The sequence below is a fragment of the Rathayibacter sp. AY1D5 genome (assembly GCF_002932515.1).
In the GTDB taxonomy this organism is placed as follows: domain Bacteria; phylum Actinomycetota; class Actinomycetes; order Actinomycetales; family Microbacteriaceae; genus Rathayibacter.
In genome coordinates this window covers 14,119-40,532 of the sequence record NZ_PSVU01000031.1, presented here as the reverse complement: position 1 = coordinate 40,532, position 26,414 = coordinate 14,119, and the positions used below count along the sequence as shown (strand labels likewise).

The following is a 26,414-nucleotide window of genomic DNA, read 5'->3' as shown; positions in this document are numbered from 1 at the left end:
ACCGGGCGGAAGGATCCGTGCTCGATCTCGTGGGCGAGCTGCACCGCCTCGACACGCGAGGCCGCCCGGTCCACCGCCGGCGGCCCGGCCTCATCGGGGGTGCAGAGGGAGCGGAGGCGCTGAATGACGGCTCCTCGCCACTGTCGTGCGATGCCGCCCGCCTCGGTGCTCCGCCGTCCCACCTCGTCGAGTCCCCGCGAAGGCGCTCCGCCGTTCACACAGCGGCCCGCACGGCTTCGAGCGCCTCGAGGAGGAGGGGACGCGGCATGGCGAAGACGAGACGCACGTGGTCGGCGTAGCCGGCGCCGCACAGGCGTCCGGAGGTGAGCGTCACTCCCGCCTCGCGCTGCAGGTGCTGCGCGGGATCGGCGAGGCCGAGAGCACCCAGGTCGAACCAGGCGAGATACGTCGCCTCCGGGGTGCGGTGCCCGATCCGGGGCAGCTCGGAGGCGAGGAAGTCGGCGATGAGGCGCCGGTTGCCGTCGAGGTAGTCGACGACCTCGTCGAGCCACGCTCCGCCCTCCCGGTAGGCGGCCGTCGAGGCGATCACGCCGAGATTCGAAGCGCCGTGCTGCACCGCGAACCCGAAGCGCGAGTAGACGTCCTCGTCTGCGTCGTTCGTGGTGATCAGCTGCGCGGCCTTCAGGCCGGGGATGTTCCACGCCTTCGAGGCGCTCGTTCCGGTGACGGAATGCCGGGCGGCCTCCTCCGAGACCGAGGCGTAAGGGATGTGGGGGACGCCGTCGAACCGCAGCGGCGCGTGGATCTCGTCGGCGAAGACCCGCCCGCCGTGGCGCTCGACGACAGCGGCGAGACCTTCGAGCTCGGACCGCGGCAGGACCGAGCCCGTCGGGTTGTGCGGATTGCAGAGCACCAGGGTGCCCGCTCCCTGCGCGAAGGCCTCATCGATCCCGTCGAGGTCGTGCTCCCAGCGGCCGTCGACGATCGTTCCCGGGACCTCGATCACCTCGCGTCCGATGGCCGACAGGTAGGTGAGGAACGGCATGTAAGCGGGGGTAGGCACGATCACCGGTGAGCCGGGGCGGGAGAACTCGGTGACGGCCACTCCGAGCGCGGCCATGACATCCGAGACGGAGTGCACGCGGGCGGGGTCGACCGTCCACGCGTACTGCTCAGCGAGGTACTCCGCGGCGGCCTCGCCCAGCTCGCCCGCAGTCGAGGGGGACAGATAGCCCAGCACGTCGCCGGCCACGGCGTCGTGGAGTGCCCTCCGAACGGCCGGCGCCGTACCGAAGTCCATCTCGGCGACCCAGGCTCCGATGGTGCCGGGGCGGAGGCTCCACTTGCGGCTCGTCGGGCGGTCGAGTCGTTCGCGCGTGAGCGAGTCGAACAGGTGCATGGGAGTCCTCGGGGAAGCGGGCGGAGGGCGCCCCGCTGGTCGATCGGGGCGCCCGAGGCGGGGGCGGCTCAGCTGTTGTCGAGCGGGAGCCCGGGCGGGTTCACCAGGGCCTCGTCCACGGCCTCGTCCTGCAGGCCGTAGGCCGACAGCCAGTCCTGGTACTGACCGTTCCCGATGAGGTAGCCGAGGGCCTGGGCGATCGGCTCGGCGAGTCCGGAGTCCTTCTTCACAGTCGCCGCGATCAGCCCGTCGAGCGATTCGCCCGCTCCGGAGAACGTGCCGGCGTTGCGGGTCGGGTCGGCGCCGTCCTCCAAGATCCGGTTCTGGTAGACCGTCGTCGGGTTGGGCCCGAAGTAGGCGTCGATCCGGCCGGAGCCGAGAGCGAGAGTGACGGAGTTGGCATCGGGCAGTCGCGTGATCTCCAGGGACCTGCCCTCGGACTGCAGACGGGCCTGCCACTCGAGCAGGATCTTCTCCTGGTTGGTGCCGCTGCTGACCGCGACGGTGAGTCCGTCGAGGTTCTCGTAGTCGCCGTCGAACTCCCAGTCGTTCGAGGCGAGGACCTGGAACGCGAGGGTGTCGGCGCGGTAGGAGGCGAAGTCGTACTTCTCCTTGCGCTTCTCCGTGACGGTGATGTTCGAGAAGCCGACGTCGCTGCCTCCGGTGTCGATGCCCACGAAGAGGTTGTCCCAGGTGGAGTTCTCCACCTCGGGCTGCAGCCCGAGGACGGCGGCGACGAGGCGGCCGAGATCGGGCTCCGAGCCGGTGAGGGTCTCGGTGTCGGTCCCGGTGAACGCGAGCGGAGGGAAGCCTGCGGGGAGAGCGCCGACGCCGATCGTCAGGGTCCCGCGGTCGAGGATCTCCTGCGGCAGCGTGCCGCGGATCTCGTCGACGACCGGCACGTCGATGTCCGTCTCGGTCGCCGCTCCGTTGGAGAGGGCACCCACGGTGACGGTGGTGGTGCCGGAGGCGGCTCCCGGGGAGGCCGGGTCGGAGGCGGCGGCACCGGAGCAGGCCGCGAGGCCCGTCGTCAGCGCGGCGGCAGCGAGAAGCGCCCCGACTCTGGTCCAACGAGTGATGTGCGGTCTGGTCATGATTCGATTCCTGTGTCTGTCGTGCGGATGGAGAGGAGGAGGAGTGCGGGGGCTCAGCCGAGGACTCGGCCGAGGAAGTCGCGGGTCCGCGGATTCTGCGGGCGGTCGAGGACCTCGCTCGGGCTGCCCTGCTCGACGACGAGGCCGTCGTCGACGAACACCACCCGGTCGGCGACCTCGCGGGCGAAGCCGATCTCGTGGGTCACGACGATGAGGGTGCGGCCGCTCTCGGCCAGCGACCGGATGACCTGCAGCACCTCCCCGACGAGCTCGGGATCGAGAGCCGAGGTCGGCTCGTCGAAGAGGATCACCTCGGGGTCGAGCGCGAGCGCACGCGCGATGGCCACGCGCTGCTGCTGGCCGCCGGAGAGCTGCCTCGGATAGGCCGCCGCCTTGTCGGCGAGACGGACGTGCTCGAGCAGGGCGCGTGCCCGCTCGCGGGCCTCCGCGGGCGGCTGCCCCTGCGAGATCGGCGCCTCGGTGACGTTCTCGAGGATCGTCAGGTGCGGGAAGAGGTTGAAGCTCTGGAAGACGAAGCCGATCCTCGCCCTCTGGCGCAGGATCTCCTTCTCGCGCAGCTCCTTGAGCCGACCGCCGCGCAGCCGCACCCCGATCAGCTCGCCGTTCACGGAGACGAACCCCTCGTCGAGCTTCTCGAGATGGTTGATCGCCCGCAGCAGGGTCGACTTGCCCGAGCCGCTCGGACCGAGGATGACCGTGACGGTGCCCGCCTCGACGCGCAGGTCGACTCCCCGGAGCACGGTCCGGTCGCCGTAGGACTTGGTCGCGTTGTGGATCTCGATGGCGGCGGTCATCGCGCACTCCTCAGGCCGGCGAGCGAGCGCCGCACCCGCTGGAGGGGCGTGGGCGCGAGCTCCCGGTGCGCGCCACGGGCGTAGAAGCGCTCGATGTAGAACTGCACGACCGAGATCGCCGAGGTCAGCACCAGGTACCAGATCGTCGCGACGACGAGCAGGGGGATGATGTCCGTCGGGTACGTGCTGCCGAGGTTCTGAGCGACCCCGAACAGGTCGAGCAGCGAGACGTAGAACAGCAGCGAGCTCGCCTTCAGCAGGCCGATGATCTGGTTCACGTAGGCGGGCACGATCGAGCGGAGCGCCTGCGGGAGGACGATGCGGGTGAACTGGCGGCGCTGCGGGATCCCGAGCGCCTTCGCCGCTTCGTGCTGCCCCTGATCGACCGCGAGCACCCCGGAACGGACGACCTCGGCGCTGTAGGCGATCTCGGACAGGCTCAGGCCGATCACGCCGAGGGCGAGCGGAGGCAGCAGCGACACCGTCGGCACCGACCACTGCGGACCGAAAGGGATGCCGATGCCGACGGTCGGATACAGGTTGCCGAGATTGAACAGGAAGATGAGGACGAGGATCAGCGGCACCGAGCGGAACAGCCAGATGTAGACCCAGCTGAGCGTCGACAGCACCGGATTGCCCGAGAGCCGGGCTACGGCGACGACGATGCCTCCGACGAAGCTGATCACGGCGCTGATGGCGGTGGCGAGGAGCGTCAGCTGCAGCCCCTTCAGGATCGCCGGACTGAAGAGCCAGGTCCCGACCTTCGGCCACTCCCACGACGGGTTCGTGAAGAGGGTCTGTCCGGCGTTCAGCAGGAGCACGAGGACCAGTGCGGCGACCACCCAGCGCACCGGGTGGCGCAGCGGCAGCACCGGCCGCTCGCCGAGTCGGGCGAGGTCGATGCCTCCGGGAAGGGGGCCGGACGTGTCCCGCGGTCGAGGCGGCGCGATCGTGCCGCTCATGAGGCACGCCCCGTGACGCGACCGCGCAGGCGTGCTCCGCCGTCGGGCAGGGACGCGGTGAGCTGCGCGAAGGAGTCGTCGTGCGCGGTCCGGATCCTCGCGACGTCGAGCGGCCGATCGGTGAGCGTCCGCGCATAGCCGTGCAGGACGACCACCTCCGGAGGCTGGGTCACGTCGTAGAGCGGTGTGTAGCCCGCGGTGAGGTAGAGCCGCTGCGCCTCCGGCTGGAGCGGCCCGGTCGTGAGGTAGACGGTCGAGTAGCCGAGCCGGCGGGCCTCCGCCTCGAGCTCTGCGACCACGCGCAGGGCGAGTCCCTGCCGACGGTGCGCCGAGGATGTCCAGATGCGCTTGAGCTCGGCGGTCGTGTCGTCGAATCTCTTCAGCGCGCCTCCGGCGATCGCGGTGCCGTCGCGCAGAAGCAGGACGAAGGATCCCTCCGGCGGGGCGAACACCTCGCTCGGGTAGCGCGCGAGCTCGGCCGATGCCGGCTCGCCCCAGGCGGTGCCGTAGCGGGTGTCGTACTCGCGCTCGAGCTCGTCGAGCAGGGGCCGGGCCCGCGGGTCATCGGCCCGCACATGGACGAACTCGTCGGCCGCGACGGTGTCAGACGAGGACACGAGCGGCCTCCTCGGCGGCCTGGGCGGCCGCGGCGTCGCGTCGAGCGACCTCCTCGCGCACCAGCGGTATCACATGGCGACCGAAGTCGAGGGTGTCGTCGACGTAGTCGTAGCCGCGCGCCGAGATGATGTCGACCCCGAGATCGACGTAGTCGAGCAGCGCGGCGGCCACCGTCTCCGGTGTCCCGACGAGGGCGTTCGAGTTGCCGCGCGCTCCCGCGGCGACTCCCGCCCTGGTCCAGAGCGCGCGATCGAAACGGTCGCCTGCGGCGGCGATCGCGAGGAGGCGCTGCGAGCCGGTGTTCTCCGGCGCGGCGAGGCCTCCGGGGGCGGTCTCGCGGGTGCGCGCCTCGATGCGGCGGAGGATCCCCTCCGCCTTCTCCCAGGCCTGCTCCTCGGTGGCCCCGAGGATGGGTCGGAAGGCGACCTGGATGCGCGGCGCGACGTCGCGGCCGGCCGCCGCCGCCGCCGCCCGGATGCTGCGGATCTGCTCGGCGGTGTCCCGCAGCGGCTCGCCCCAGAGCGCGTAGACGTCGCTCTCGGCGGCACCGACGGACAGAGCGGCGGGAGAGGAGCCTCCGAACGAGATCTGCGGCCGAGGCTGCTGCACCGGCCAGACGTCGCTGACGAACCGGGAGAAGCGGTAGTGCTCCCCGACGTGATCGAACGGCTCACGGGTCGTCCAGACCTGCTTGACGATCCTGATGTACTCGGCGGTGCGCGCGTAGCGCTCGTCCTTGCTCAGGTAGTCGCCCTCCGCGGCCTGGTCCGCGTCCGACCCGCCCGTGATCACGTGGACACTCAGGCGGCCTCCACTCAGCTGATCGAGGGTCGCGAAGGCTTTCGCCGCGACCGTGGGGTAGGAGACGTTGGGCCGGTGCGCCAGCAGCAGCTGGATGCGCTCGAGCCGCGACGCGATGAAAGCGGCGGCGACGGCGGGGTCGGGGGCTCCGGAGTGGTAGGCGAACAGGATGCGGTCCCACCCGCTGTCCTCATGAGCCGCGGCCAGACGCACCGTGTACTCCGGGTCGAAGCTCGCGCCGCTGCGTGCTCGTGTCTCGCTGCCGTCGTTGAGCGCGGCGATGCCGAGGAATTCGATGGGCACTCGAGGCTCCTGCCTGTCGGGGCGCACCGTTCTGCACGCCGTGGGGGCCGACGCTAGGGTCCGCGGCCACCCGGCTCCAACCCGCCGCTACACACTTCTTCACATCGTCACGAGTCGTCACAGAGCGGCGTCCTCACGGGGGAAGAGTCATCGTGGACGCATGTCAGCGCCATCGGACGGGACCCGCTCCCTCGTGATCGTCGGGGGAGGTCCCCGCGCGGTCGGGGTCCTCGAGCGCCTCGCCGCGAACGCCGCCGAGGACGCCCTCGGGCCGGCCGCGCTCGTCGTCCACGTCGTCGACCCGTACCCCGTCGGCCCCGGCCGGATCTGGCGCTACGAGCAGTCGCCGCTGCTGAAGCTCAACTCGCTCGCAGCCGACGTGACGATGTTCACCGACGCGAGCGCGACGATCGAGGGGCCGGTGCGCCCCGGACCCTCGCTGATCGAGTGGGCGGAGGCGGTGCGGGCCGGCCGGATCGCGCTCGCAGAGGGCGACGAAGCCGTGCGCCGCGAGCTCGACGGGCTCCGCGCCGACAGCTTCCCCACCCGCCGGCTGCAGAGCCTCTATCTGCGCTGGTTCCACCGGGAGGCGCTCGCCGCTCTCCGCCCTGACGTCGAGGTCCGCGAGCACGCGGCGCGTGTCGTCGAGGTGCTCGGCCGCGACGACGGTGCGCAGCGGGTCGTCCTCGACTCCGGCGACGTGATCGAGGCGGACCTGGTCCTGTTCTCGCTCGGGCACAGCGGCGCTCTGCCGACGGTCGACGAGACCCGGCTGGCCGGGTTCGCCGAGCGCCACGGCCTCGCCTACCTGCCGCCGTCGTTCACGGCCGACGCCGACCTCGGATCCCTCCGCGCCGGACGCGACGTGATCGTGCGCGGCTTCGGCCTCGTCGCGGTCGATCTCCTGGTGCTGCTCACCGAGGGCCGGGGCGGCCGCTTCGAACGGGACGACGCCGGCGGACTGCGCTACCACCCGTCGGGACGTGAGCCGCGCATCCTGATCGGCAGCCGCCGCGGGGTCCCCTACCACTCGAAGATCGGCTCGACGCTCCAGGGAGCCGCGCCCGAGCCCCGCTGGTTCTCGGCGTCCGTCGTGGAGGAGCTGCGCTCGCGACACCGCCCGCTCGACTTCAGCGAGGACGTCTGGCCCCTGATCGCCCAGGAGATGCTCTGGGGCTACTACCGTGAGCTCTTCACCGGGCACCCCGACCGGGTGAGCACCGACTGGACGCACTTCTCGGAGGTGTTCTCGCGGCTCGACCCGCGCGCCTCGGTCCTCGCCGGCTCCCGCGGCCCGCGACCCGAAGCGGGACAGGGGTACGCTCTCCCCGCACTCGGGGCCGACGCCGAGCGGGTCCTCGGAGATGCGCGGACCCTGACCGCGCTCGTCGCGGACACTGTGCCGGACAGCCTCGACAGGCTGCTCCTCCCCGATCTCGACCGCCCGTTCGCCGATGTGCGGTTCGCCGACGGCTCGGCGCTGCAGGAGGCGGTGCGCGCCTACATCCGGGACGACCTGGCTCTGCGCAGCCGGCAGGAGCACAGCGCCACGATGGCGCTCTTCCTCGCGCTTCTGCGCAGCCACTTCCTCGTCGCCGATCTCACCGCGTCCGCGAGGTGGACACCCCGCTCGCGGATCGAGGATCTGCACGGATGGTGGCTCGGCTGGTTCAGCTTCCTCGCGAGCGGGCCGCCCGCGCACCGTCTCGAGGAGCTGCTCGCACTCTCGGACGCGGGCGTCGTCGACTTCCTCGGCCCGGGCATCCGTGTGGAGACCTCCGAAGAGGAGGGCCGCTTCGTCGCGAGCGGCGGGGCGACCGATCAGGTCGTCCTCGCTGACGCTCTCGTCGACGCGCGCCTCCCCCGGACGTCCGTTGCGAGGAGTGACGACGCGCTGATGCGAGCGCTCGTCGCGTCGGGGTCGGCGGTCGAGGACCTCGTCGACGTCGGCGACACTCTCCTGTCGACCGGGAGGCTGCGCGTGCACCAGGACGACACCCTGCTGCGCTCGACGGCGGGAGGCCGCGTCGGCCGCCGGTACGCGATCGGCCCGTACACCGACTCGCCGTTCGTCGGCGCCTTCTCCCGGCCGGGCACGAACGCGGTGTCGTTCCGCGAGAACGACAAGGTCGCGCGCGCGCTGCTGCGCCGCCTCCGCGCACTCGACGACGAGGAGCTCGTCCGAGCCGGCACCCTGATCCGAGGAGCACGATGACCGCCGCCCCACCCCTCAGCCTCGCCGTCGCCCTCGAGGGCGCCGGCTGGCACCCCGCGTCCTGGCGCGAGCCTGGCGCCCGTCCCGACGCGCTCTTCACCGGCGCGTACTGGGCGGACATCGTGCAGCGGGCGGAGCGCGGCGGGATCGACTTCGTGACGATCGAGGACTCCTTCGCCCTGCAATCGGCGGACCCCTTCCTGGCCGACGACCGCACCGACGAGGTCCGCGGCCGGCTCGACGCGCTGCTGATCGCCTCCTACGTCGCCCCCCTCACGAGCCGCATCGGTCTCGTGCCCACGGTCACCGTGACGCACACGGAGCCCTTCCACGTGTCGAAGGCCGTCGCGACGCTCGACCACCTGAGCCGGGGGCGGGGCGGTTGGCAGGTCAGGGTGTCGTCACGCGTCGACGAAGCCTCGCACGTCGGACGACGAATCGCGGCGATCGTGCCGCCGGAGCCGGGCACGCCCCTTCTCGAGGACCCCGCGATCCGCGCCGTCGTCGACGAGCTCTTCGAGGAGGCGGCCGACGCCGTCGAGGTCGCACGGAGACTCTGGGACAGCTGGGAGGACGACGCCGAGATCCGCGACGTCGCCACCGATCGCTTCCTCGACGCCGACAAGGTGCACCGCGTCGACTTCGCAGGACGCTGGTTCTCGGTGCGCGGCCCCGCGATCACTCCCCGGCCGCCGCAGGGGCAGCCCGTCGTCGCCGCGCTCGCACACGCCGACATCCCGTACCGTTTCGCCGCGCGCTCGGCCGACGTCGTGTTCGCGACGCCTCAGAACGCAGCGGACGCCGAGAGGATCCTCCAGGAGATCGCCGAGGCGGAGCGCGGGGCGGGGCGCACGGGCGAGCGCCTGCGGGTCCTCGCCGACCTCGTCGTCGTCCTCGACACCCCGGCGGAGTCCGCCGCGGCCAGACTCTCGCGCCTCGACGCTCTCGGCCGACCGCTCACCGGCGACGCCGCCGTCGCCGCCGGGTCGGCCGCGTCCGTCGCCGACCGCATCGCCGAGCTCTCACGGCTCGGCTACGACGGCGTCCGCCTCCGACCCGCGGTTCTCGCCACCGATCTGCCGCTGATCGCCGACGACCTCGTGCCCGAGCTGCGCCGACGCGGTCTGCTCGTCGGGACGGAGGAGGGCCGCACCCTCCGCTCAGCCCTGGGCCTGCCCACGTCGATCCCGAACCGCTACGCCTCCGAGGAGCAGTCATGACGCGGCGACCGAAGCAGATCGTCCTCGCCGCCTACGTGGGCGGGGTGAACGAGCACACCCTGTGGGAGCACCCCGACGCCGGCAGCCAGGTCGACTTCTCGACGTTCCGCCGCGTCGCAGAGACCGCGGAGCGCGGGCGGTTCGACTACTTCTTCCTCGCCGAGGGTCTGGCACTGCGGGAGCGCGCGGGGCGCCCGTTCGACCATGACATCGCCGGACGACCGGACACTCTGCCGCTCCTCGCCGCGCTGGCCGCGGTCACGGAGCACATCGGCCTGGTCGGCACGCTCAACGCGACGTTCAACGAGCCCTTCGAGCTCGCCCGTCAGATCGCGACCCTCGACCACCTCTCAGGCGGACGAGCGGGGTGGAACGTGGTCACGTCCTTCGACGCCTTCACGGGCGCGAACTTCCGCCGCGGCGGCTTCCTCGACCGCGCCGACCGCTACGCCCGTGCCGAGGAGGCCGTCCGCGCGGTGACGACGCTCTGGGACACCTGGACCTCCGACGCCGTGCGAGCCGATGCCCCCTCCGGCGAGTTCCTCGCCGACTCGTCGACGGGGTCGTTCGCCGTCTCGAGCAGCCAGTTCGACGTCTCCGGCCGTTTCACCGTGCCGCGCAGCCCGCAGGGCCGCCCGGTGATCGTGCAGGCGGGCGTCTCTCCGCAGGGTCGCGACTTCGCGGCGTCGAGCGCCGACGTGATCTTCTCCCCCTACCACCGGGGACCTGAGGCGCACGAGTTCGCGCGCGACATCGCGGCCCGGGTCGCGGCGGCGGGTCGCCCGGCCGGCTCCGTGCGGATCCTCCCGTCAGCCGCCGTCGTCCTCGGCGGCACCGCTGCGGAGGCGGAGGAGAGAGCGCGGTGGATCCGCGATCAGCAACTCACACCGCGCACGATCCAGGTGCTCTTCGAGCAGGTCTGGAACCGGGACCTGTCGGGCTTCGACGTCGACGGGCCGGTACCCGATCTCGAGCCCGACCTCGAGGCGCCGCCGCTGATCGAGGGCCGCGCACTGATCCACGGTGATCGCGCGGGGACCGTGCGCGCCTGGCGTGCGCTCGCTCAGGAGCGCGACCTCACCCTCCGCGGTCTCGCCGAGACCGTCTTCGACCGCACGGAGTACGTGGGCACGGCTGAGCAGGTCGCCGACCGTCTCGACGAGTTCGTGCAGAGCGGAGGCGGCGACGGGGTCGTCCTCGGATCGCACCTGCACCCGGGTGGTCTGGACGAGTTCGTCGACCGCGTCGTGCCGCTGCTGCAGGAGCGCGGTTCGCTGCGCACCGAGTACGAGGGCACGACCCTGCGGGAGAACCTCGGCTTGGAGATCCCCGCCCGGCCGTGACCTCATCCCCTCCGCCCCCTCTCCGACCTCCGAAGGAAGACCATGACCGACGCCTACTACGACCGCGCAGCCGACCGCCGCTACACCGCCGCCTACAAGAAGGAGACCCCCGACGTCCTTGCGGCGTTCACCGCCTTCGACACCGCCGTCTTCGCTCCGCAGGGTCGCGAGATCCCGCTCAAGTACCGCGAGCTCATCGCCTACGCCGTGGGCATCAGCAAGCAGTGCGTCTACTGCATCGACGGCCACGGCCAGAACGCCGTGCGCGCCGGTGCGACCGAGACCGAGCTCGCCGAATCAGCCTGGGTCGCGGCCGCCATCGGAGCCGGAGCCGCCTTCGCGCACGGCCGACTCGGCTTCAAGCTGACCGAGGACCACCCGCACTGATCGTGCCCCCGCCCCAGTCCCTCCTACCGATCGGCCGATCATGACGAACGAACCCGCCTTCAGCATCACCCTCACCCCCTTCGACGTGGACTACTCGCCGGCCCAGAGCTCCCGGATCACCACCAACTTCGCGAATCTGGCCCGCGGCGAGCGCCGCAGGGAGAACCTCCGGACCGCGCTGCGGATGATCGACGACCGGTTGAACGATCTCGTGCCGGGCGACGATCCGAGCCGCGGCCGCTACACGGTCGGGCTCGACATCGTCTCCGTCGGGCTGCGGCTCACCACGGACGGCGAGGACCGGGAGTTCCCGCTGCTGGAGGTCCTGCGCACCCGGATCCTCGACCGCCGCACCGGCCGATGTCAGCCGGGGACACTGGGGAACAACTTCTCCTCCTACCTCCGCGACCACGACTTCAGCGTGCGGCTGCCGGCGGTCAACGCCGCGCAGGCCGGCTTCACCGTCCCCGACGACTTCGGCGTCCTGCACGGCGCGCTCTTCCAGCACTTCCGGGACTCCGCGCAGTACGCGGAGCTCTCGTCGACGCCGCCCGTCATCTGCATCAGCGTCTCGACGAGCAGGACGTACCGGCGCACCGGGACCCTCCATCCGATCCTCGGCGTCGAGTACCGGCAGGACGAGCTCTCGCTGACCGACCGGTACTTCGCGGAGATGGGCCTCGGGGTCCGCTTCTTCATGCCGCCCGGCAGCATGGCGCCGCTCGCGTTCTACTGCGGCGGCGACCTGCTGGAGGACTACTCGGACCTCCAGCTCATCGCCACCATCAGCACGATGGAGACGTTCCAGAGGATCTACCGGCCCGAGATCTACGGCGCGCGCTCGGCCGCCGCCGACGTCTACCGGCCGGACCTGGAGCAGCAGGACTACGTGCGGCCCGCGGTCTCCTACGACCGCGAGGAGCGCGGCCGGCTCGCGGTCGAGCAGGGGCGGTTCGCGGAGGAGCATCTCATGAAGCCGCACGGGGAGCGGCTGCGGCAGTGGGCCGCCGAGTACGCGGAAGCGGTCCGATGAGCGCGCGCGGAGCCTCGGCGGCCCTCCCTCTCCTGCCCACCTCGATCGCCGGCAGCCTGCCGAAGCCGTCGTGGCTCGCGCAGCCGGAGACCCTGTGGTCCCCGTGGCGGCTGACCGGCGACGCCCTGGCCGAGGGCAAGCAGGACGCCCTGCGCGCCGCTGTCCACGAGCAGCACCACCGGGGCCTGGACATCGTCAGTGACGGGGAGCAGACCCGGCAGCACTTCGTCACGACGTTCATCGAGCACCTCACGGGCGTCGACTTCGAGCGGCGCGAGACGGTGCGCATCCGCGACCGGTACGACGCGAGCGTGCCGACCGTCGTCGGCGCCGTAGGGCTCGAGAGGCCCGTGTTCGCCGACGACGCCCGGTTCCTGCGCGAGCAGACCGATCAGCCGATCAAGTGGGCGCTGCCCGGCCCGATGACGATGATCGACACCCTCTCCGACCGGCACTACGGGAGCCGCGAGAAGCTGGCGTGGGAGTTCGCGACCATCCTCAACGAGGAGGCGCGAGCCCTCCAGGACGCCGGAGTCGACATCGTCCAGTTCGACGAGCCCGCCTTCACCGTCTTCTTCGACGAGGTGCACGACTGGGGTGTGGCCGCGCTGGAGAGGGCGGCGGAGGGACTCCGCATCGAGACCGCGGTGCACATCTGCTACGGCTACGGGATCAAGGCGAACACCGACTGGAAGGCGACCCTCGGGTCGGAGTGGCGGCAGTACGAGGAGTCGTTGCCGCTCCTCCAGCAGTCCTCGCTCGACATCGTCTCGCTGGAGAGCCACCACTCCCACGTGCCGATGGAGCTGATCGAGCTCGTCCGCGGCAAGAAGGTCATGCTCGGAGCGATCGACGTGGCGAGCGGGACCGTCGAGACGCCCGAGGAGGTCGCCGACACCCTGCGCCGCGCCCTCCGGTTCGTCGACGCGGACCTGCTCCTCCCCAGCACGAACTGCGGCATGGCACCGCTGCCCCGCGACCTCGCCTGGGGGAAGCTCAGCGCGCTGAGCGCGGGAGCGGCGATCGTCCGCGAGGAGCTCGCGCCCTGACGGGCCTCCGGGGAGACGTGTCGCGGCCGGCCCGTCTCCCCGGAGGTCCCGCCCGCCTCACCCCTCCGCTCGCGCCTCCTGCGCCGCGATGTCCTTCATCGCCAGGTCCGCCCGGCGGAACTGGTCCGTCTCCGGAAGCGCGAGGTGCAGTCCGGCGACGGTAGTGAGCGAGACCGTCACCTCGGCCACGGTCACGTCGAGGACGTGCCCGCCCTTCTCGCGGGCGTCGTCGACGTAGTGCAGGTGGTACCCGGGGACCGACACGGCCTGCTCGAACTGCGGAGTGCGGAAGCCCGCGATCGTGCCGCGGGTGTCGGCGATGCCGGTGACGCTCTGGTGGGCGGTCGCCTCGATCAGGGGCGGGTACGGCTCGGTCTGCGCGCCCACGGTCCGGGTTCGGACCTCGGTGAACCGGCCGTCGATCCGCAGGGCGACGGGGATGTTCCCGCCGTCGACCGCGTCGTCGATCAGCCGGGTGAGGCCGGCGAGACCGGTCGGCTCCTCCACCGTGAACGTCGTGGTCGCGTGGAAGGGCAGCACGGCGGCGAAGGGCGTCCGGTCGTCGCCGTCCGCGACCTGGACGGAGCCGTCGCTGCGCAGGTGGTAGCAGACGCCGTCGACGATCACCATCTCGCCGTCCAGGTGGTTGAAGGTGCCCAGCCCGAGGTCGCCGTGGGTGAGCAGCTCGCGGATCGTCAGGTCCCCGTCGTAGACCCCGGCCAGCAGCGCGGCCATGGTCGAGCTCTGGTAGATCGCGTAGTCGTCGGTCGAGTCGACCGTGTGCGTGCTCATTCGAAGGCGTCCTCGACCAGGTGGGCGGCGATGTCGACGTTGCGGCTGTAGTCCACCGCGACGTCGATGATCGAGACGCCCGGCTCGGCGAGAGAGGCGCGGAACGCCTCCTCGAACTCGGCGAGGCCGCTCACCCGCCTGCCCGTGGCGCCGAACGCCGCCGCGAACTTCTCGATGTCGTAGTCGCCGAGCTGGACCCCGGATTTGCGGCCGTACTTCAGCAGCTGCTGGAAGCCGACCATGTCGTAGGTGTCGTCCCGCATGATCACGTGCGTGAACGAGAGGCCGAGCCGCGTCGCCGTCTCGATCTCCGTCGCGGAGAACAGGAAACCTCCGTCGCCCGAGACGGAGACCACCGGGGTCCCGGGGCGCAGGAGGCTCGCCGCCATGCCCCACGGGAAGGAGACGCCGAGGGTCTGCTGCCCGTTCGAGAAGAGCAGGTGCTTGGGCTCGTACACGCGGAAGTGCCGGGCCATGAAGATGTAGTTCGAGCCGATGTCGCAGGCCACGGTGGCGTCGTCCGAGAGCAGGTCGCGCATCAGGAGCACGAGGCGGGCGGGATCGACGGTCCCGGGAGCCGCCTCGGCCGTCCGCGCCGCGTCGTCGATCCGCTCCAGCTCGCTCCGGTGCCGGGCGACCCGGTCGGCCGCGTCCTCGTCGAGCTGCAGGCCGGAGACGAGGGGCGTGAGGGCCGCGACCGTCTGCGCGAGATCGCCCTTCAGCTCCAGCGCCGGCAGGTAGTGGTTGTCCAGCGGGGCGTCGACGGAGTCGATGTGGACGATCCGGCGGTCGACGTCGCTGTTCCAGATCACCGGGTCGTACTCGACGGCGTCGTAGCCGATCGCGACGACGAGATCGGACTCGGCGAGGGCGAGGTCGGCGGGCTGGTTCTTGAAGAGGCCGACGCGGCCCAGGTAGTGGTCCTCGAGCTCGCGGGAGACGAGGCCGGCCGCCTGGAACGTCTCGATCACCGGCAGCTCCGTCTCGCTGATCAGGGCCCGCAGGGCCGCGACGGTCTCCGGCTCCGACGCGCGGAGGCCCACGAGGAGGACGGGCCGCTCCGCGGTGTTGATCAGGTCGGCGGCGTGGGTGAGGTCCTCGGCGCGCGCCGGACCGCTCGTCGGCCCCGTGGCCGCCCGGGTGGTGACCTGCGAGGTCGGCGCGGCCATCACGCTGGCCGAGAGGACGACCGCCGCGGCGCCTCGGGGCTCGGTGACGGCGGCGCGGAAGGCGTTGCTGACCGCCTCCGAGACGTCGTCCGGATCCGTCGACTCGACCGTGTACTTCGTCACGGTGGAGAGGAAGGCGGCCGCATCCATCGACTGGTGCGTGCGCTTGAGGCGGTCGGAGAGCTGCACGGCCCCGGCGAGCGCGACGACCGGGTCCTGCTCCGTGTTGGCCGTGAGCAGGCCGGTGGCGAGGTTGGTCGTGCCGGGGCCGGAGGTCACGAGGACGACACCCGGGCTGCCCGTGAGCCGTCCCACCGCGGCGGCCATGAAGGCGGCGTTCTGCTCGTGCCGGCAGACGATCAGCTCCGGCCCCTCGTCGGCGAGGACGTCGAAGACCGCATCGATCTTCGCTCCCGGGATCCCGAAGACGTACTTCACGCCGTTGGCGGTCAGGGTCTCGATCACCCGCCGTGCACTGCGCGTCTCGACGTTCGGCTGCTCCATGGTCCGCTCCGCTCTCTCCTCGGTTGTACCGACGAGCGTAGGAACGGGGGCACCCGGAGCGACCCGGTCAGATGACTCGTTCCCACCGGTGCATCTCCGGCGGCGTACCGATCGCAGTGACGGTGCGCTCGGGCGGGACACGCTCGGCTCCCCCGCCGACGGTCTGCTCGGAGAGTCGTCCGACGCTCGCCGCGACGTCCCCGGTCGTGATGGACTTGCCCGCATGATGATCTCTCCGCGCGAGTCCGCGCACGACACGAAGGCAGGCGTCTGATGGCCGAGGAGCGCGCGATCCTCGCGGGCGGATGCTTCTGGGGGCTCCAGGAGCTCATCCGCGACATGCCGGGCGTCTTCAGCACCCGCGCCGGGTACGCCGGCGGCAGCACGCCGAACGCGACCTACCGCCACCACGGCGACCACGCGGAGGCGGTCGAGATCGAGTTCGATCCCGAGCAGCTCTCCTACCGCGACCTGCTCGAGTTCTTCTTCCAGGTGCACGACCCGACGACGAAGAACCGTCAGGGCAACGACATCGGCACGGCCTACCGCTCCGTGATCCTCTTCCTCTCGCCTGAGCAGGAGAGGGTCGCGCGTCAGACGATCACCGAGATCGACGCGTCGGGCCGCTGGCCCGGACCGGTCGTCACCGAGGTCGAGCCCGCCGGCGAGTTCTGGGACGCCGAGGAGGAGCACCAGGACTACCTGCGCAAGCACCCCGGCGGCTACACCTGCCACTGGGTCCGGCCGAAGTGGGCGCTCGACGCCTGATTCCGGTCACGCGGGACGCGGGGCCCCGGGCTCCGCCCCCGCGGGCACGGCTCGCGCGCCGTGCGCGAAGAGCAGCACGACGGCGAGCGCCGAGAGCACGAGGGCCGGCGTCGGAGCCCAGGCCGGGGCGAGCGTCACGGTCGCCGCTCCGACGACGGCCCCGACCGCGAGGCTCGCGACGATGAGCGCCTGGAGGGTCCTCGACCCGGACGAGCGCTCGGCGAGCTCCTGCATCAGGCTCGTGAGCGTGCCCGTGACGAACGTGGTCGTCAGGCCTGCGGCGCCGGAGATCCGCTTCGCGAGCACGGTCTGCAGCCCCAGCGCCGCCGCGCTGGTCGCGATGAACGCGCAGTCCACGAGCAGCGACGTGCCGCCCTGCACCGTCGGCCAGGCGACCGCGACGGCGAGCTGCAGGACGACCCCCACGAGCGCGATCGCGCGGAGCGGACGTCTCCCGTCGCCGGTCGACGGCGTGCGCGCCCGGGTCGTGCGGAACCCGGCGTAGACCGCTCCGGCGAAGAAGACGATCGCTGTGACCGCTCCGGCCGCGGTCGTCAGCCAGGCGGAGCGGGGGTACAGCCCCAGCAGCACCAGGTTGCCCGTCATGTTCGCGGTGAAGATGCCGCCGAGCAGGAGGAACGCGAACGCGTCGGTCGCGCCCGAGGCGATGGCCAGCAGCACCAGGGCGAGCCTGAGGCGCGCGGGGCCGGTCACCGCCGTCACGCGCGGCCCTCACCCATGGAGCTGCCGCCAGGTGACGATCTGCTCTCCGCGGAGCTCGTAGCTCCCGAAGCAGCGGAGCCAGTGGCCCTCCCCCGTGTCCGAGCGGAGGTGCAGGGCGTGCTCGGTGAGGACGACGCTGCCGGCGACGGCGATCGTGACGAGGGCGATCCGGATCTCGGTGAACGCCCGGTGGACCTCGTCGCACATCTCGAGGACCCGCGCCCGCCCCGCGATCTCCTGCGAGCTCGACGCGCTGTAGACGACCTCCGGATGCAGGAACGGGACGAGCTGGCGGCTGTCGCGAGCGCTCCACACCTCGAGGAAGTCGCGCACGACCAGCTCGTTCTCGATCATCGCGACGCCCCGCACCGATGCGTCCTGCCAGCTCTCGGCCATGGGTCCTCCCGCCGTCCCCGCACCGACACTCGTCGATGGCGACGAGCCTGCCCGAGAGCGCCCCGGGCGCCTACGCGTCGGATGACCCGATCTCCCCGCCGGCGGGCTCACCGCGCGTGGGCCGTCGCCAGCTCGCCCCAGTGCGTCGTCGCCCGGAGCGAGAGGGCGTCGCGCTTCATCGTCCACACCGGCCCCGTGCGGATGCCCGCCAGCCCGAGGCCGACCGCGGACCGGCCGTGGCGCTTCGTCACGGCGTCGATGGTGGCGCCGAGGCCCTTCGTGTCGAAGGCGGTGTGGAAGATCTCGAGCAGCGCGTGGGAGTGCCGCGGCGACAGGTTCGTGAGGATGACGCCGGCCCGCACGTAGCGCGCGCCCTCCCGCAGCCGCGGGCGCAGGGTGCCGATCGCGGCCCTCACCATCGCCACCGGGTCGTCCGTGGGGACGGGGAAGCCGGCCAGGCCGCCGGCGGACTCGTACGGCGCGTCCGCGAACGGCGACGTCGACGCGAACACGCTCATCGTCCTGGTGACCGACTCCTGAGCGCGGAGGCGGTGGGCGGCGCGCTGCGCGTAGACGGAGAGCACCTGCTCCATGTCGGAGATCGTCGTCACGGGAGTGGCGAACGACCGGGAGAAGATCAGCTGGTCGCGGACGGTGCGGGCGGCCTCGAGGGGGATGCAGTCGACGCCGCGCAGCTCGTAGACGGAGCGCTGCAGGACGACCGAGAACTTCTTGCGGATAAGCACGGGGTCCGCGTCGCGGAGGTCGCGGACGGTGTGGATGGACAGCTCCGCGAGGCGCTTCCCTGTGCGGCCGGCGACTCCCCACAGCTCGGTGACGTGCTGCGAGGCCATGAGCGCGTCGAGCTGCTCGGGCGTGTACCAGTCGGTGTCGCAGACGCCCCCCAGGCGCGGGTGCTTCTTCGCTCCGCCCTTGTTGACGAACTTCGCGAGAGTCTTGCTCGGCCCGAATCCGACGCAGACGGGCAGGCCGACGTTCTTCGCGACGGCCGCCCGCATCGCCCGGCCGATCTTCGCCCGCTCCGCCACGTCGCCGTCGACGCCGAGGAAGGACTCGTCGATCGAGTACACCTCCTGCCAGGCGGAGTAGCGGCCCAGCAGCTCCATCACGCGCGCGGACAGCTCGCCGTACAGCTCGTAGTTGCTCGATCGGGCGATCACCTCCGGGAGGCGACCGGAGCGGATGAGCGGCTCGATCTGGAACCAGGGCGTGCCGTTCTCGATCCCGAGCCTCTTCACCTCGTCGGAGCGGGCGACCACGCAGCCGTCGTTGTTCGAGAGGACGACGACCGGCCGGCCCGCGAGCCTCGGATCGAACAGCCGCTCGCAGGAGACGTAGAACGAGTTCACGTCGACCAGGGCGATGCGCCGCTCAGAGCGCACGGTGCAGCCGGTGGAGGCAGACGGTGACGACGCCCCACACCTGGAGGTCGCTCAGCTCGGCGACGTGGATCGGCGGGTACTCCGGGTTCTCGGCCCGCAGCACCACTCCCCCGGGGTGCAGCTCGAGGCGCTTGACGGTCAGCTCGCCGTCCAGGATCGCGATGACGACGCTCCCGTGCGTCGGCGTGATCGACCGGTCGACCACGAGTTCGTCGCCGTCGCTGATGCCCGCGCCGACCATGCTCTCGCCCGAGACGCGGACGATGAACGTCGACGTCCTGTCGCGGATCAGGTGGTCGTTGAGGTCGAGGGACCCGTCGAAGTAGTCCTGCGCCGGCGACGGGAACCCCGCCGCCACCGCCTCGCTGGTGACGAGGAAGGTGACGGCGACGGCGTCCGAGGCCGGAGTCGCGATGCGTTCCACGACGGTCACGCTCATGGTCGACTCCCTCCTCGTGGTATGGAACGTGTGTTCGAACGCGTCCGAGTGTAGGTCGGGGGCACCGACATTCGGGGGGCGCTCGGCGCCGTCCTCGACCGCCGGCGAGGAGGATCACCGGCGACGCCGCTGGGCGCACGGAGGAGTGGCGCGTCGGCCGACGCGGGCCCAGCCTCCCTGGAGCCTTCTCCGGCACGATCCGACCTCATCCCCTCGGAAGGAGCCCCTCCCATGCGCGCATCCCGTCCCCTTCCCGGCGACCCCTGGCCGTCGGAGATGGTCATCACGGTCGAGGACAACCCCTCGGCGCTGCTCGAGCTCCTCTGGATCCGCGAGGCGCGGGGCCTCACCCCGGCGGGCGACGGGCCGCCGCCGCTCGAGCGGTCCCCGGAGCGGGTCGGGTCGGCGGAGCCCGGCGCCGACGAGCAGCGCGCCTGGCCTCAGCTGTGGCAGGACTGCGTCGAGCATCTGGCGGTCGAGACCGGCCCGCTCCTCCGACGGCTCTCCAGCACCGCCGACGGATCGCCCGAGCGCGCACGCCTCCTCGACCTTGCTCGCGGCCCCGGCTGGCGCGAGCACTTCGGCGACGACTCCCTTGGAGCCCCATTCCGCGCCTGGCACGACGAGCTGCGGTCCGCCCGGATGGACGCGCGGGACGTCCCGCTGGACGCCGCCCCGGAGCGGCGCTGCCTCGGCTCCCTCGTCCCCGCCTGGGTGGCCGGACTGAGGACGGTGGTCACCCTCCCCTGCCGCGGCGAGTACACGCGCGCCGTCTCCGGCTCGGTGCTGCTCCTGACCGACAGCGACCACCGGGACCCGGACCGCTACGCGGCCGCGCTCCGCCGGTTCGCCGACGGCTCTCTGGAGTGACGGGGCACGGATCTCCGGATCGGATGAACGCTCGCGCGCTCCGGACGGTATCCCCCTCCGAGCCGCCGATCTCCGGCGACCGCAAGTCTCGAGGAGTGCACGATGACCAGGAACATCAGAGTCGGTATCGCAGCTGTCGCCGTCGCGGGCGTGATGGCGGTGGCACCCGTGCTCGCCGGTGCGAGCAGCGTCGCTCCCGCCGCGGCGACCAGCGACTCCAGCAGCGCGTCGGACAGGAACCTGATCAACGCGGTCCGCTCCGTAGCGGCGAAGCTGCGGGTCGTCGGACTCTCCGACGGCGGCACGAAGCTCGTGCAGTTCAACCCGACCAAGCCCGGCAAGGTCACGAACCGCGTCGCCGTCACCGGCCTCACCGGCGGCGACACCGCGCTCATCGGCATCGACTACCGGGTCCAGGACGGCGCCCTCTACGGCGTCGGCGACAACGCGGCGAGCGCCGGCGTCTACTCCATCAACCCGTCCACCGGCGTGGCCACCCAGGTGACCCGTCTCACCGTGGCGCTGAGCGGCACCTCCTTCGGCGTCGACTTCAACCCCGCCGCGAACGCGCTCCGCGTGGTCAGCGACACGGGCCAGAACCTCCGTCAGCCGTTCGCCACCGCGGGCGCCGCGACGGTCGCCGACGGCACGCTCAGCTACGCCGCGCCCGCCGTGGCCACCGGTGTCGCCGGGGCCGCGTACACGAACAACGACCTCGACGCGAACAGCGCGACCACCCTGTTCGTCCTCGACACGGCCCTCGACCAGATCGCCATCCAGTCCCCGGCCAACGCCGGCACCCTGGCGCCGACCGGGAAGCTCGGCCTCGACGCAGCGGGTGCGACCGGCTTCGACATCTACTCCGTCCTCCGCAACGGCAGCTCCATCGGCTCGGTCGGCCTCGCCGCCGTCAACGGGTCGCTCTACGAGATCGGACTGCTGAACGGCACGGCGACTCCGCTCGGCGCCATCGGCGCGAACGTCACGGACATCGCCGTCCCGCTCGTCCAGCGCTGACCCGAAAGGCTCCCGGCGACCGCGCCCCTGCCGACCGACGCTCCCGGTGAGCGCCGGTCGGCAGGACGCCGGTCGGCAGGACGCTCCGGCGGGCCGCCGGGGCCGAGAGCCCTCGTCGGAAAGTTCACTCAGCTATGCATCACCGTTCACCCACCGATGCGGCGATGAGGAGTGAGATGAGCGTGCCCCTTTCCGGGGTCTCACCTCTCAAGGAGTCCACGACGTGACACGACTGTTCCGCTCCGCGAACCGCGGACGCTCCGCTCTGGCCCTCTCGGCCGCTGCTCTGGTCTGCGCCGCCGCCCTGGCCGCACCCGGCGCCGCCACTGCCGTCGGTGCCGCCGACCTCTCCGCCACCGGCGGAGCCGCCCGCATCTCCCCGGTCGACGCCGACCTCTCCGACTCGCTGCGCGCAGCGGTGAAGGAGCAGGACGCGAAGAACGTCATCCTCCTCATCGGGGACGGCATGGGCGATTCGGAGATCACCGTCGCCCGCAACTACCAGTACGGAGCGGCCGGCCGCTTCCCCGGGATCGACGCCCTGCCGATCACCGGCCAGTACACGACCTACTCGCTCTACCGCGCGGACGACCCGGCGACGGGCGCCGTCAAGGGCGCCCCGGACTACGTGCCCGACTCCGCCGCCACCGGCAGCGCCTGGGCCACCGGCACCAAGACCTACGACAACGCCATCTCGGTCGACATCGACCAGCAGCGCAAGGACACCCTCCTCGAGATCGCGAAGGCGAACGGCCTGAAGACCGGCAACGTCACCACCGCCGAGATCCAGGACGCCACCCCGGCCGTGCAGGCCGCCCACGTCGACGCCCGCAGCTGCTACGGACCCGACAGCGCGAGCTGCGGCGACGACGCGCTGGAGAACGGCGGACTCGGCTCGATCAGCGAGCAGATCCTCGACACCCGCGCCGACCTGACCCTCGGCGGAGGGTCGGCCAGCTTCGCGCAGGTCGCCCGCGCCGGCGACTGGAGCGGCGAGCCGCTGTTCCAGCAGGCCGCGGAGCGCGGCTTCCAGGTGCTCGGGGACGCCACGACTCCCGCCACCGCCGCGCAGCTCGACGCGCTGACCGTCGCCGACCAGGACGCGCCCGTGCTCGGACTGTTCAACTCCGGCAACCTGCCCGTCCGCTACGCGCCCACCCCGGCGACGGTCGGCGGAGCGGACGCCGCCCCGCAGACCTGCGTCGCGAACCCCGACCGTCCGGCCGAGCAGCCGACGCTCCGCTCCATGACCGAGAAGGCGATCGACCTCCTCGACACGGGCGACAAGGGCTTCTTCCTCCAGGTCGAGGGCGCGAGCATCGACAAGCAGGACCACGCCGCGAACGCGTGCGGCCAGATCGGCGAGACCGTCGACCTCGACGAGGCCGTCCAGGCCGCGCTCGCGTTCGCCGAGGCGGACGGGAACACCCTCGTCATCGTCACCGCCGACCACGCCCACTCCAGCCAGATCGTCGACTCCACCCCGCCGACCTCGCTCAGCACCGCGCTGAAGACCGCCGACGGCAGCACCATGAAGGTGTCGTACGGCACCGCCGCCGAGGGCGGATCGCAGCAGCACACCGGAACGCAGCTGCGCATCGCCGCCTACGGGCCGGGCGCGGCGAACGTCGCCGGGCTCACCGACCAGACCGACACGTTCTTCACCATCACGAACGCGCTCGGAGTGGACCGCGACATCCGCTCGATGAGCTTCGGAGCCACCGCCGAGCTCTCCGGCTCGTCGTTCGCCCCCGGAGCCGACGTCACCCTCACCGCGAAGGGCTTCAACGGGGACACGCAGCTGATCGGCTCCGCGCCCCTCTTCACGGACCGCACCGCGACCCGCGACCTCGCCGGCGGCGGCCTCACCGTCACGGCGAAGGCGCCCACCACGCCCGGCGACTACAGCGTCACGGTGACCGGCGACCAGACCGGCAAGGCGATCACCCTGCCGTTCACCGTCACCGAGCGCCCGAAGTCGAGCACCCCCATCACCGACAAGGTCAAGGACCTCGGCGGGAAGCTGATCGACAGGATCCGCCAGCACTGAGCACTCGTCGGCCCGGCTCCTCTGGAGGAGCGCGGGCCGACGGAGTCGCGGGAAGGGCCGTCCCTCGGGGCGGCCCTTCCTGCGTCGGGGGGGGGTGTCGGCACGACCGGACCGGTGAGCCCGCCTCCGATCAGGACGCGCCGGCTCCCGGCGACCGGTCGCGATGCGGCACGGCCCCCGCGCGCTGCACGATCGAGCGGATCAGCGCTTCGAGCAGCAGCGCCGCCCGGCTCGCTGTCAGCGGAGTGGGCTGCCGATCCGACGAACCACTGCGACTCCCCTCGGAGGAACAGCCCGCTGCTCGAAAAGGTCCGGCTCATCAGAGGGAAGCGGGACTCGGCGGTCGGTGCGGTTGATGTAGAAATCGAATCCGCTGCCGTCGATCGTCCGCCGCGAGTGGAAGACGGCGCCGACCATCTCCGACGGGAGCTCGGAGGCCACTCCGGCGGCCTCGAGAAGTTCGGCGACGACATCGAGGAGGTCACCCCCTCGGAGACGGGTCGAGACGTAGGAGGCGCTGCCCGCTCCGGCCGCGCGCCGCGTCACCGCCGGCTCGCCGGCGTGCGGTCCTGTCGCGTAGCGGCGGACCACCCGCGTCTCAGGACTGCGGAGCTGGATCCCCTCGTTCCACAGGGATCCGCGCAGGTCACCCTCCAGCAGGACGTGCTCCTCCTCGAGGAGCGGGTGGAACTCCTCCACTCGGATGCCGAGGAGGTCGCGCAGAGCACCCGGGTAGCCGCTGGCGACGACGTGGTCGTTCTCGTCGGCGATCCCCGAGAAGTACGTGGTGATCAGGTTCCCGCCGCCCTCGACGTAGCCGGTCAGCTCGCGACCTGTCCGCCCGGAGACGAGGTAGAGCATCGGAGCGACGACGACGTCGTACGGGGTCAGGTCGGTGCCCGGGGTGATCACGTCCGCGCGGACGCCCGCGTCGGCGAGCGCGCGCCACCAGTCCAGCGCCTCGCGTCGGTAGCGCAGCAGCGTGCTGGGGTGCGATTCCAGCTCGCTCGCCCACCAGGAGTCCCAGTCGAACAGGACGGCGACCGGGGCCGCCTCGCGCCGGCTCCCCGCCACATCGTCCAGCCGGCGCAGCCGCTCCCCCAGCTGGACGACGTCGCGGAACAGCTGGCTGTCCTCGCCGGCGTGGGGCAGCATCGCGGAGTGGAACTTCTCCGCTCCGGCGACGGACTGCCGCCACTGGAAGTAGCAGACGGCGTCGGCGCCGTAGGCGACGTGGGTGAGGGCGTCGCGCGCCATCTCCCCCGGCTGCTTGGGCTGGTTGACCGGCTGCCAGTTCACCGCGCTGGTCGAGTGCTCCATCAGGAACCAGGGCGATCCCTGCGCGACGCCTGAGGTCAGCGCCGCTGAGAAGGCCAGCTCGTCGAAGGACTGCTCCCCGGCGAAGCGGTAGTGGTCGTTGGAGACGAAGTCGACCTCCCGCGCCCAGTCGTCGTAGGCGGCGTGGTTCTTGCCCTCCATGATCATGAAGTTGGTCGTGACCGGGATGTCGGGGGTGATCCGCCGCAGCACCTCGCGCTCGGCGACGAGGTACTCCTTCAGGGCGTCGGAGGAGAAACGGAGGAAGTCCAGGCGCTGGGTCGGGTTCGGCAGGGCCGCCACCAGACGCGGAGTGAGCACCTCCTCGAACGAGCTGTAGCGCTGCGACCAGAACGCTGTCCCCCACGCCGCGTTGAGGCCGTCGATGCCGGTGTAGCGGCGCTCGAGCCAGGTGCGGAACGCCCGCGTGGCGTCCTCGGAGTGGTCCCAGGCGTTGTGGCAGCCGAGCTCGTTGCTGACATGCCAGGCGACGATCGCGGGGTGGTCCCGGTAGCGCTCGGCGATGCGCTCGACGAGCCCGAGGGCGTGCGCTCGGAAGACCGCCGAGGTGGGACGCCAGTGCTGCCGGCCCCCGGGCGAGAGGATCCTGCCGTCGGCGGTGACGGGGAGGATCTCCGGGTGGGCCAGCGTGAGCCAGGGCGGCGGGGAGGCGGTCGCCGTCGCCAGATCGACTCCGATGCCTCCGGCGTGCAGCAGGTCGAGGACCTCGTCGAGCCAGGCGAAGTCCCACTGGTCGGGGGCGGGCTGGATCTTCGCCCAGGAGAAGATGGCGACGGAGACGACGTCGACCCCGGCCTCCTGCATCAGCCGGACGTCCTCGGCCCAGACCTCGCGCGGCCACTGATCCGGGTTGTAGTCGGCGCCGAAGGAGATGCGCGGGGTGCGCTCCTCGCCGGTGCGGAGCCATCGGTGGTTCATGGGAGCCTCTCGTCGGTGTCCGGGCGCAGTGAAGACGGCGACCGCGGGTCGTGTGGGGTCGGGTCGGGTCGAGCGCGGGTCGAGCGCGATCAGGCGGAGCGCTGGGAGAGCGGGGAGATGACGAGCTCGTCGATCCGCACGTGGCGGGGTGCGTCGACCACGAACATCGCCGAGCGGGCGATATCGGCGGGCGCGAGCATCACCGAGCGGGCCGCCGCGCCGGGGACCTCGGGCCGCTGGCGCAGGAAGTCGCTGTCGATGTCCCCGGGGCAGAGGAGTGTCGCGCGGACGCCCGAGTCCGCCTCCTGGTCGTTGAGGGTGCGGACGACCGGCGCGAGCGCCGTCTTCCCGGCGCTGTAGGCGACTCCGGCGCCGGGCGAGGGGCGCCATCCCGCGATCGAGGAGACCACGACGATCACGCCGGATGCGGCGCGCAGTCCCGGAAGTGCGGCGTCGGCACTGCGGACGACGCCGAGGAGGTTGGTCTGCACGACGCTCGCGAACTCCGCCATCGACTGGTCCGCCCACGCCCGCCGCGGGGTGTTGGCACCGGCGGAGAGAATGACGGCGTCCAGGCGGTCGGTGCCGGTCGCGGCGGCGATCGCCTCGACGCGCTCACGGGCGTCGTCCGCGGCGACGTCGAACGGCAGCTCGAGGGCGGTGCCGCCTGCGGCGCGGACGAGTCCCGCCGTCTCGGACAGCTCGGGCGCCCTGCGCCCCGAGAGGGCGACGGTCCACCCCCGCTCCCCCAGGGCCGTCGCGCAGGCGCGCCCCACTCCGCTTCCGGCTCCTGTCACCCAGGCGACTCGCATCTCCGCGTCCATGAG

General features: G+C 71.8%; 24 protein-coding genes. 10 read left to right on the top strand and 14 right to left on the bottom strand.

All coding sequences use genetic code 11. From position 1 onward, the window contains the following. Positions 1 to 214: 214 nt before the first annotated feature. The 6 genes from C5C82_RS10825 to C5C82_RS10800 all read right to left on the bottom strand — a co-directional run bounded on the left by C5C82_RS10825 (position 215) and on the right by C5C82_RS10800 (position 5,953). Positions 215 to 1,360, bottom strand: coding sequence for a MalY/PatB family protein (locus tag C5C82_RS10825; protein WP_104291811.1), 1,146 nt, complete (start codon positions 1,358 to 1,360; stop codon positions 215 to 217). A 68-nt stretch (positions 1,361 to 1,428) separates the two neighbouring features. Then, positions 1,429 to 2,454 carry a transporter substrate-binding domain-containing protein gene (locus C5C82_RS10820; RefSeq protein WP_104257613.1) on the bottom strand — a complete coding sequence of 342 codons (1,026 nt, stop codon included), beginning with the start codon at positions 2,452 to 2,454 and terminating at the stop codon, positions 1,429 to 1,431. Positions 2,455 to 2,507: 53 nt separating this feature from the next. Further along, positions 2,508 to 3,269: an amino acid ABC transporter ATP-binding protein gene (locus tag C5C82_RS10815; RefSeq protein WP_104223287.1), complete on the bottom strand. Its 762-nt coding sequence runs from the start codon at positions 3,267 to 3,269 to the stop codon at positions 2,508 to 2,510. Continuing rightward, a complete protein-coding gene (locus C5C82_RS10810; RefSeq protein WP_104233982.1) occupies positions 3,266 to 4,231 on the bottom strand; it encodes an amino acid ABC transporter permease in 966 nt (321 codons plus the stop codon). Before C5C82_RS10810 ends, C5C82_RS10815 begins: the two co-directional genes overlap by 4 nt. Then, positions 4,228 to 4,848: a GNAT family N-acetyltransferase gene (locus C5C82_RS10805; RefSeq protein WP_219812350.1), complete on the bottom strand. Its 621-nt coding sequence runs from the start codon at positions 4,846 to 4,848 to the stop codon at positions 4,228 to 4,230. Before C5C82_RS10805 ends, C5C82_RS10810 begins: the two co-directional genes overlap by 4 nt. Continuing rightward, entirely contained in the window at positions 4,835 to 5,953 is a 1,119-nt protein-coding gene (locus C5C82_RS10800; protein WP_104355059.1) for an LLM class flavin-dependent oxidoreductase, read from the bottom strand. Before C5C82_RS10800 ends, C5C82_RS10805 begins: the two co-directional genes overlap by 14 nt. A gap of 160 nt (positions 5,954 to 6,113) precedes the next feature. Here C5C82_RS10800 and C5C82_RS10795 point away from each other — a divergent pair, with 160 nt between their 5' ends. Genes C5C82_RS10795 through C5C82_RS10770 form a run of 6 tightly spaced genes read left to right on the top strand, consistent with a single transcriptional unit; the run spans position 6,114 to position 13,200 of the window. Further along, positions 6,114 to 8,168 (top strand): FAD/NAD(P)-binding domain-containing protein, encoded by a 2,055-nt coding sequence (locus C5C82_RS10795; protein ID WP_104257615.1) that lies wholly within the window; start codon positions 6,114 to 6,116, stop codon positions 8,166 to 8,168. Further along, positions 8,165 to 9,388: an LLM class flavin-dependent oxidoreductase gene (locus C5C82_RS10790; RefSeq protein ID WP_104226542.1), complete on the top strand. Its 1,224-nt coding sequence runs from the start codon at positions 8,165 to 8,167 to the stop codon at positions 9,386 to 9,388. The genes C5C82_RS10795 and C5C82_RS10790 overlap by 4 nt, the downstream gene beginning before the upstream one ends. Next, the gene (locus C5C82_RS10785; protein ID WP_104223292.1) at positions 9,385 to 10,731 is read left to right on the top strand and encodes an NtaA/DmoA family FMN-dependent monooxygenase; all 1,347 of its coding nucleotides are present in this window, start codon (positions 9,385 to 9,387) and stop codon (positions 10,729 to 10,731) included. The genes C5C82_RS10790 and C5C82_RS10785 overlap by 4 nt, the downstream gene beginning before the upstream one ends. Before the next feature lie 42 nt (positions 10,732 to 10,773). Next, positions 10,774 to 11,118 (top strand): carboxymuconolactone decarboxylase family protein, encoded by a 345-nt coding sequence (locus C5C82_RS10780; RefSeq protein WP_104223293.1) that lies wholly within the window; start codon positions 10,774 to 10,776, stop codon positions 11,116 to 11,118. Between the two features lie 40 nt (positions 11,119 to 11,158). Beyond that, positions 11,159 to 12,151 (top strand): putative oxygenase MesX, encoded by a 993-nt coding sequence (locus C5C82_RS10775; RefSeq protein ID WP_104355058.1) that lies wholly within the window; start codon positions 11,159 to 11,161, stop codon positions 12,149 to 12,151. Continuing rightward, positions 12,148 to 13,200, top strand: coding sequence for a methionine synthase (locus C5C82_RS10770; RefSeq protein ID WP_104262243.1), 1,053 nt, complete (start codon positions 12,148 to 12,150; stop codon positions 13,198 to 13,200). Before C5C82_RS10775 ends, C5C82_RS10770 begins: the two co-directional genes overlap by 4 nt. A gap of 57 nt (positions 13,201 to 13,257) precedes the next feature. On the opposite strand, the gene budA is transcribed toward C5C82_RS10770, so the two are convergent. Both budA and alsS read right to left on the bottom strand, forming a co-directional pair. Continuing rightward, a complete protein-coding gene (gene budA, locus C5C82_RS10765; protein WP_104223295.1) occupies positions 13,258 to 13,992 on the bottom strand; it encodes an acetolactate decarboxylase in 735 nt (244 codons plus the stop codon). Continuing rightward, positions 13,989 to 15,665 (bottom strand): acetolactate synthase AlsS, encoded by a 1,677-nt coding sequence (alsS, locus tag C5C82_RS10760; protein ID WP_104355057.1) that lies wholly within the window; start codon positions 15,663 to 15,665, stop codon positions 13,989 to 13,991. The genes budA and alsS overlap by 4 nt, the downstream gene beginning before the upstream one ends. 273 nt (positions 15,666 to 15,938) lie before the next feature. Here alsS and msrA point away from each other — a divergent pair, with 273 nt between their 5' ends. Further along, a complete protein-coding gene (gene msrA / locus C5C82_RS10755) occupies positions 15,939 to 16,433 on the top strand; it encodes a peptide-methionine (S)-S-oxide reductase MsrA (RefSeq protein ID WP_104226547.1) in 495 nt (164 codons plus the stop codon). 6 nt (positions 16,434 to 16,439) lie between these two features. Here msrA and C5C82_RS10750 read toward each other — a convergent pair whose 3' ends face one another. The 4 genes from C5C82_RS10750 to C5C82_RS10735 form a co-directional block, all read right to left on the bottom strand. Next, on the bottom strand, positions 16,440 to 17,156 hold the full coding sequence (locus tag C5C82_RS10750) for a YoaK family protein (protein WP_104308023.1): 717 nt from the start codon (positions 17,154 to 17,156) through the stop codon (positions 16,440 to 16,442). Positions 17,157 to 17,165: 9 nt separating this feature from the next. Further along, a complete protein-coding gene (locus tag C5C82_RS10745) occupies positions 17,166 to 17,552 on the bottom strand; it encodes a nuclear transport factor 2 family protein (RefSeq protein ID WP_104262240.1) in 387 nt (128 codons plus the stop codon). Between the two features lie 107 nt (positions 17,553 to 17,659). After that, positions 17,660 to 18,955: a Y-family DNA polymerase gene (locus C5C82_RS10740; RefSeq protein ID WP_104267708.1), complete on the bottom strand. Its 1,296-nt coding sequence runs from the start codon at positions 18,953 to 18,955 to the stop codon at positions 17,660 to 17,662. Next, entirely contained in the window at positions 18,945 to 19,394 is a 450-nt protein-coding gene (locus C5C82_RS10735; RefSeq protein ID WP_104233991.1) for a LexA family transcriptional regulator, read from the bottom strand. The genes C5C82_RS10740 and C5C82_RS10735 overlap by 11 nt, the downstream gene beginning before the upstream one ends. 231 nt (positions 19,395 to 19,625) lie before the next feature. Here C5C82_RS10735 and C5C82_RS10730 point away from each other — a divergent pair, with 231 nt between their 5' ends. From C5C82_RS10730 to phoA, 3 genes are all read left to right on the top strand, one after another. After that, positions 19,626 to 20,264 (top strand): hypothetical protein, encoded by a 639-nt coding sequence (locus C5C82_RS10730; protein ID WP_104267709.1) that lies wholly within the window; start codon positions 19,626 to 19,628, stop codon positions 20,262 to 20,264. 102 nt (positions 20,265 to 20,366) lie between these two features. Continuing rightward, positions 20,367 to 21,281, top strand: a complete 915-nt coding sequence (locus tag C5C82_RS10725) for a DUF4394 domain-containing protein (RefSeq protein ID WP_219813325.1) — start codon at positions 20,367 to 20,369, stop codon at positions 21,279 to 21,281. Between the two features lie 223 nt (positions 21,282 to 21,504). After that, positions 21,505 to 23,331 (top strand): alkaline phosphatase, encoded by a 1,827-nt coding sequence (phoA, locus tag C5C82_RS10720; RefSeq protein ID WP_308471103.1) that lies wholly within the window; start codon positions 21,505 to 21,507, stop codon positions 23,329 to 23,331. Positions 23,332 to 23,568: 237 nt separating this feature from the next. Here the strand turns inward: phoA and C5C82_RS10715 are convergent, their stop codons facing one another. Further along, entirely contained in the window at positions 23,569 to 25,587 is a 2,019-nt protein-coding gene (locus tag C5C82_RS10715) for a beta-galactosidase (protein ID WP_104295708.1), read from the bottom strand. A gap of 89 nt (positions 25,588 to 25,676) precedes the next feature. After that, the gene (locus tag C5C82_RS10710; protein ID WP_104223304.1) at positions 25,677 to 26,411 is read right to left on the bottom strand and encodes an SDR family oxidoreductase; all 735 of its coding nucleotides are present in this window, start codon (positions 26,409 to 26,411) and stop codon (positions 25,677 to 25,679) included. Positions 26,412 to 26,414: the final 3 nt, after the last annotated feature.

Bases quoted from the DNA above. Each gene is read 5' to 3' on its own strand.
- C5C82_RS10790 (WP_104226542.1), top strand. From the start codon at position 8,165: ATGACCGCCGCCCCACCCCTCAGCCTCGCCGTCGCCCTCGAGGGCGCC.
- C5C82_RS10810 (WP_104233982.1), bottom strand. From the start codon at position 4,231: ATGAGCGGCACGATCGCGCCGCCTCGACCGCGGGACACGTCCGGCCCC.
- C5C82_RS10770 (WP_104262243.1), top strand. From the start codon at position 12,148: ATGAGCGCGCGCGGAGCCTCGGCGGCCCTCCCTCTCCTGCCCACCTCG.
- alsS (WP_104355057.1), bottom strand. From the start codon at position 15,665: ATGGAGCAGCCGAACGTCGAGACGCGCAGTGCACGGCGGGTGATCGAG.
- C5C82_RS10815 (WP_104223287.1), bottom strand. From the start codon at position 3,269: ATGACCGCCGCCATCGAGATCCACAACGCGACCAAGTCCTACGGCGAC.
- C5C82_RS10710 (WP_104223304.1), bottom strand. From the start codon at position 26,411: ATGGACGCGGAGATGCGAGTCGCCTGGGTGACAGGAGCCGGAAGCGGA.
- C5C82_RS10715 (WP_104295708.1), bottom strand. From the start codon at position 25,587: ATGAACCACCGATGGCTCCGCACCGGCGAGGAGCGCACCCCGCGCATC.
- C5C82_RS10775 (WP_104355058.1), top strand. From the start codon at position 11,159: ATGACGAACGAACCCGCCTTCAGCATCACCCTCACCCCCTTCGACGTG.
- C5C82_RS10820 (WP_104257613.1), bottom strand. From the start codon at position 2,454: ATGACCAGACCGCACATCACTCGTTGGACCAGAGTCGGGGCGCTTCTC.
- C5C82_RS10785 (WP_104223292.1), top strand. From the start codon at position 9,385: ATGACGCGGCGACCGAAGCAGATCGTCCTCGCCGCCTACGTGGGCGGG.
- C5C82_RS10795 (WP_104257615.1), top strand. From the start codon at position 6,114: ATGTCAGCGCCATCGGACGGGACCCGCTCCCTCGTGATCGTCGGGGGA.
- C5C82_RS10780 (WP_104223293.1), top strand. From the start codon at position 10,774: ATGACCGACGCCTACTACGACCGCGCAGCCGACCGCCGCTACACCGCC.
- C5C82_RS10825 (WP_104291811.1), bottom strand. From the start codon at position 1,360: ATGCACCTGTTCGACTCGCTCACGCGCGAACGACTCGACCGCCCGACG.
- C5C82_RS10745 (WP_104262240.1), bottom strand. From the start codon at position 17,552: ATGGCCGAGAGCTGGCAGGACGCATCGGTGCGGGGCGTCGCGATGATC.
- msrA (WP_104226547.1), top strand. From the start codon at position 15,939: ATGGCCGAGGAGCGCGCGATCCTCGCGGGCGGATGCTTCTGGGGGCTC.
- C5C82_RS10725 (WP_219813325.1), top strand. From the start codon at position 20,367: ATGACCAGGAACATCAGAGTCGGTATCGCAGCTGTCGCCGTCGCGGGC.
- C5C82_RS10735 (WP_104233991.1), bottom strand. From the start codon at position 19,394: ATGAGCGTGACCGTCGTGGAACGCATCGCGACTCCGGCCTCGGACGCC.
- C5C82_RS10730 (WP_104267709.1), top strand. From the start codon at position 19,626: ATGCGCGCATCCCGTCCCCTTCCCGGCGACCCCTGGCCGTCGGAGATG.
- budA (WP_104223295.1), bottom strand. From the start codon at position 13,992: ATGAGCACGCACACGGTCGACTCGACCGACGACTACGCGATCTACCAG.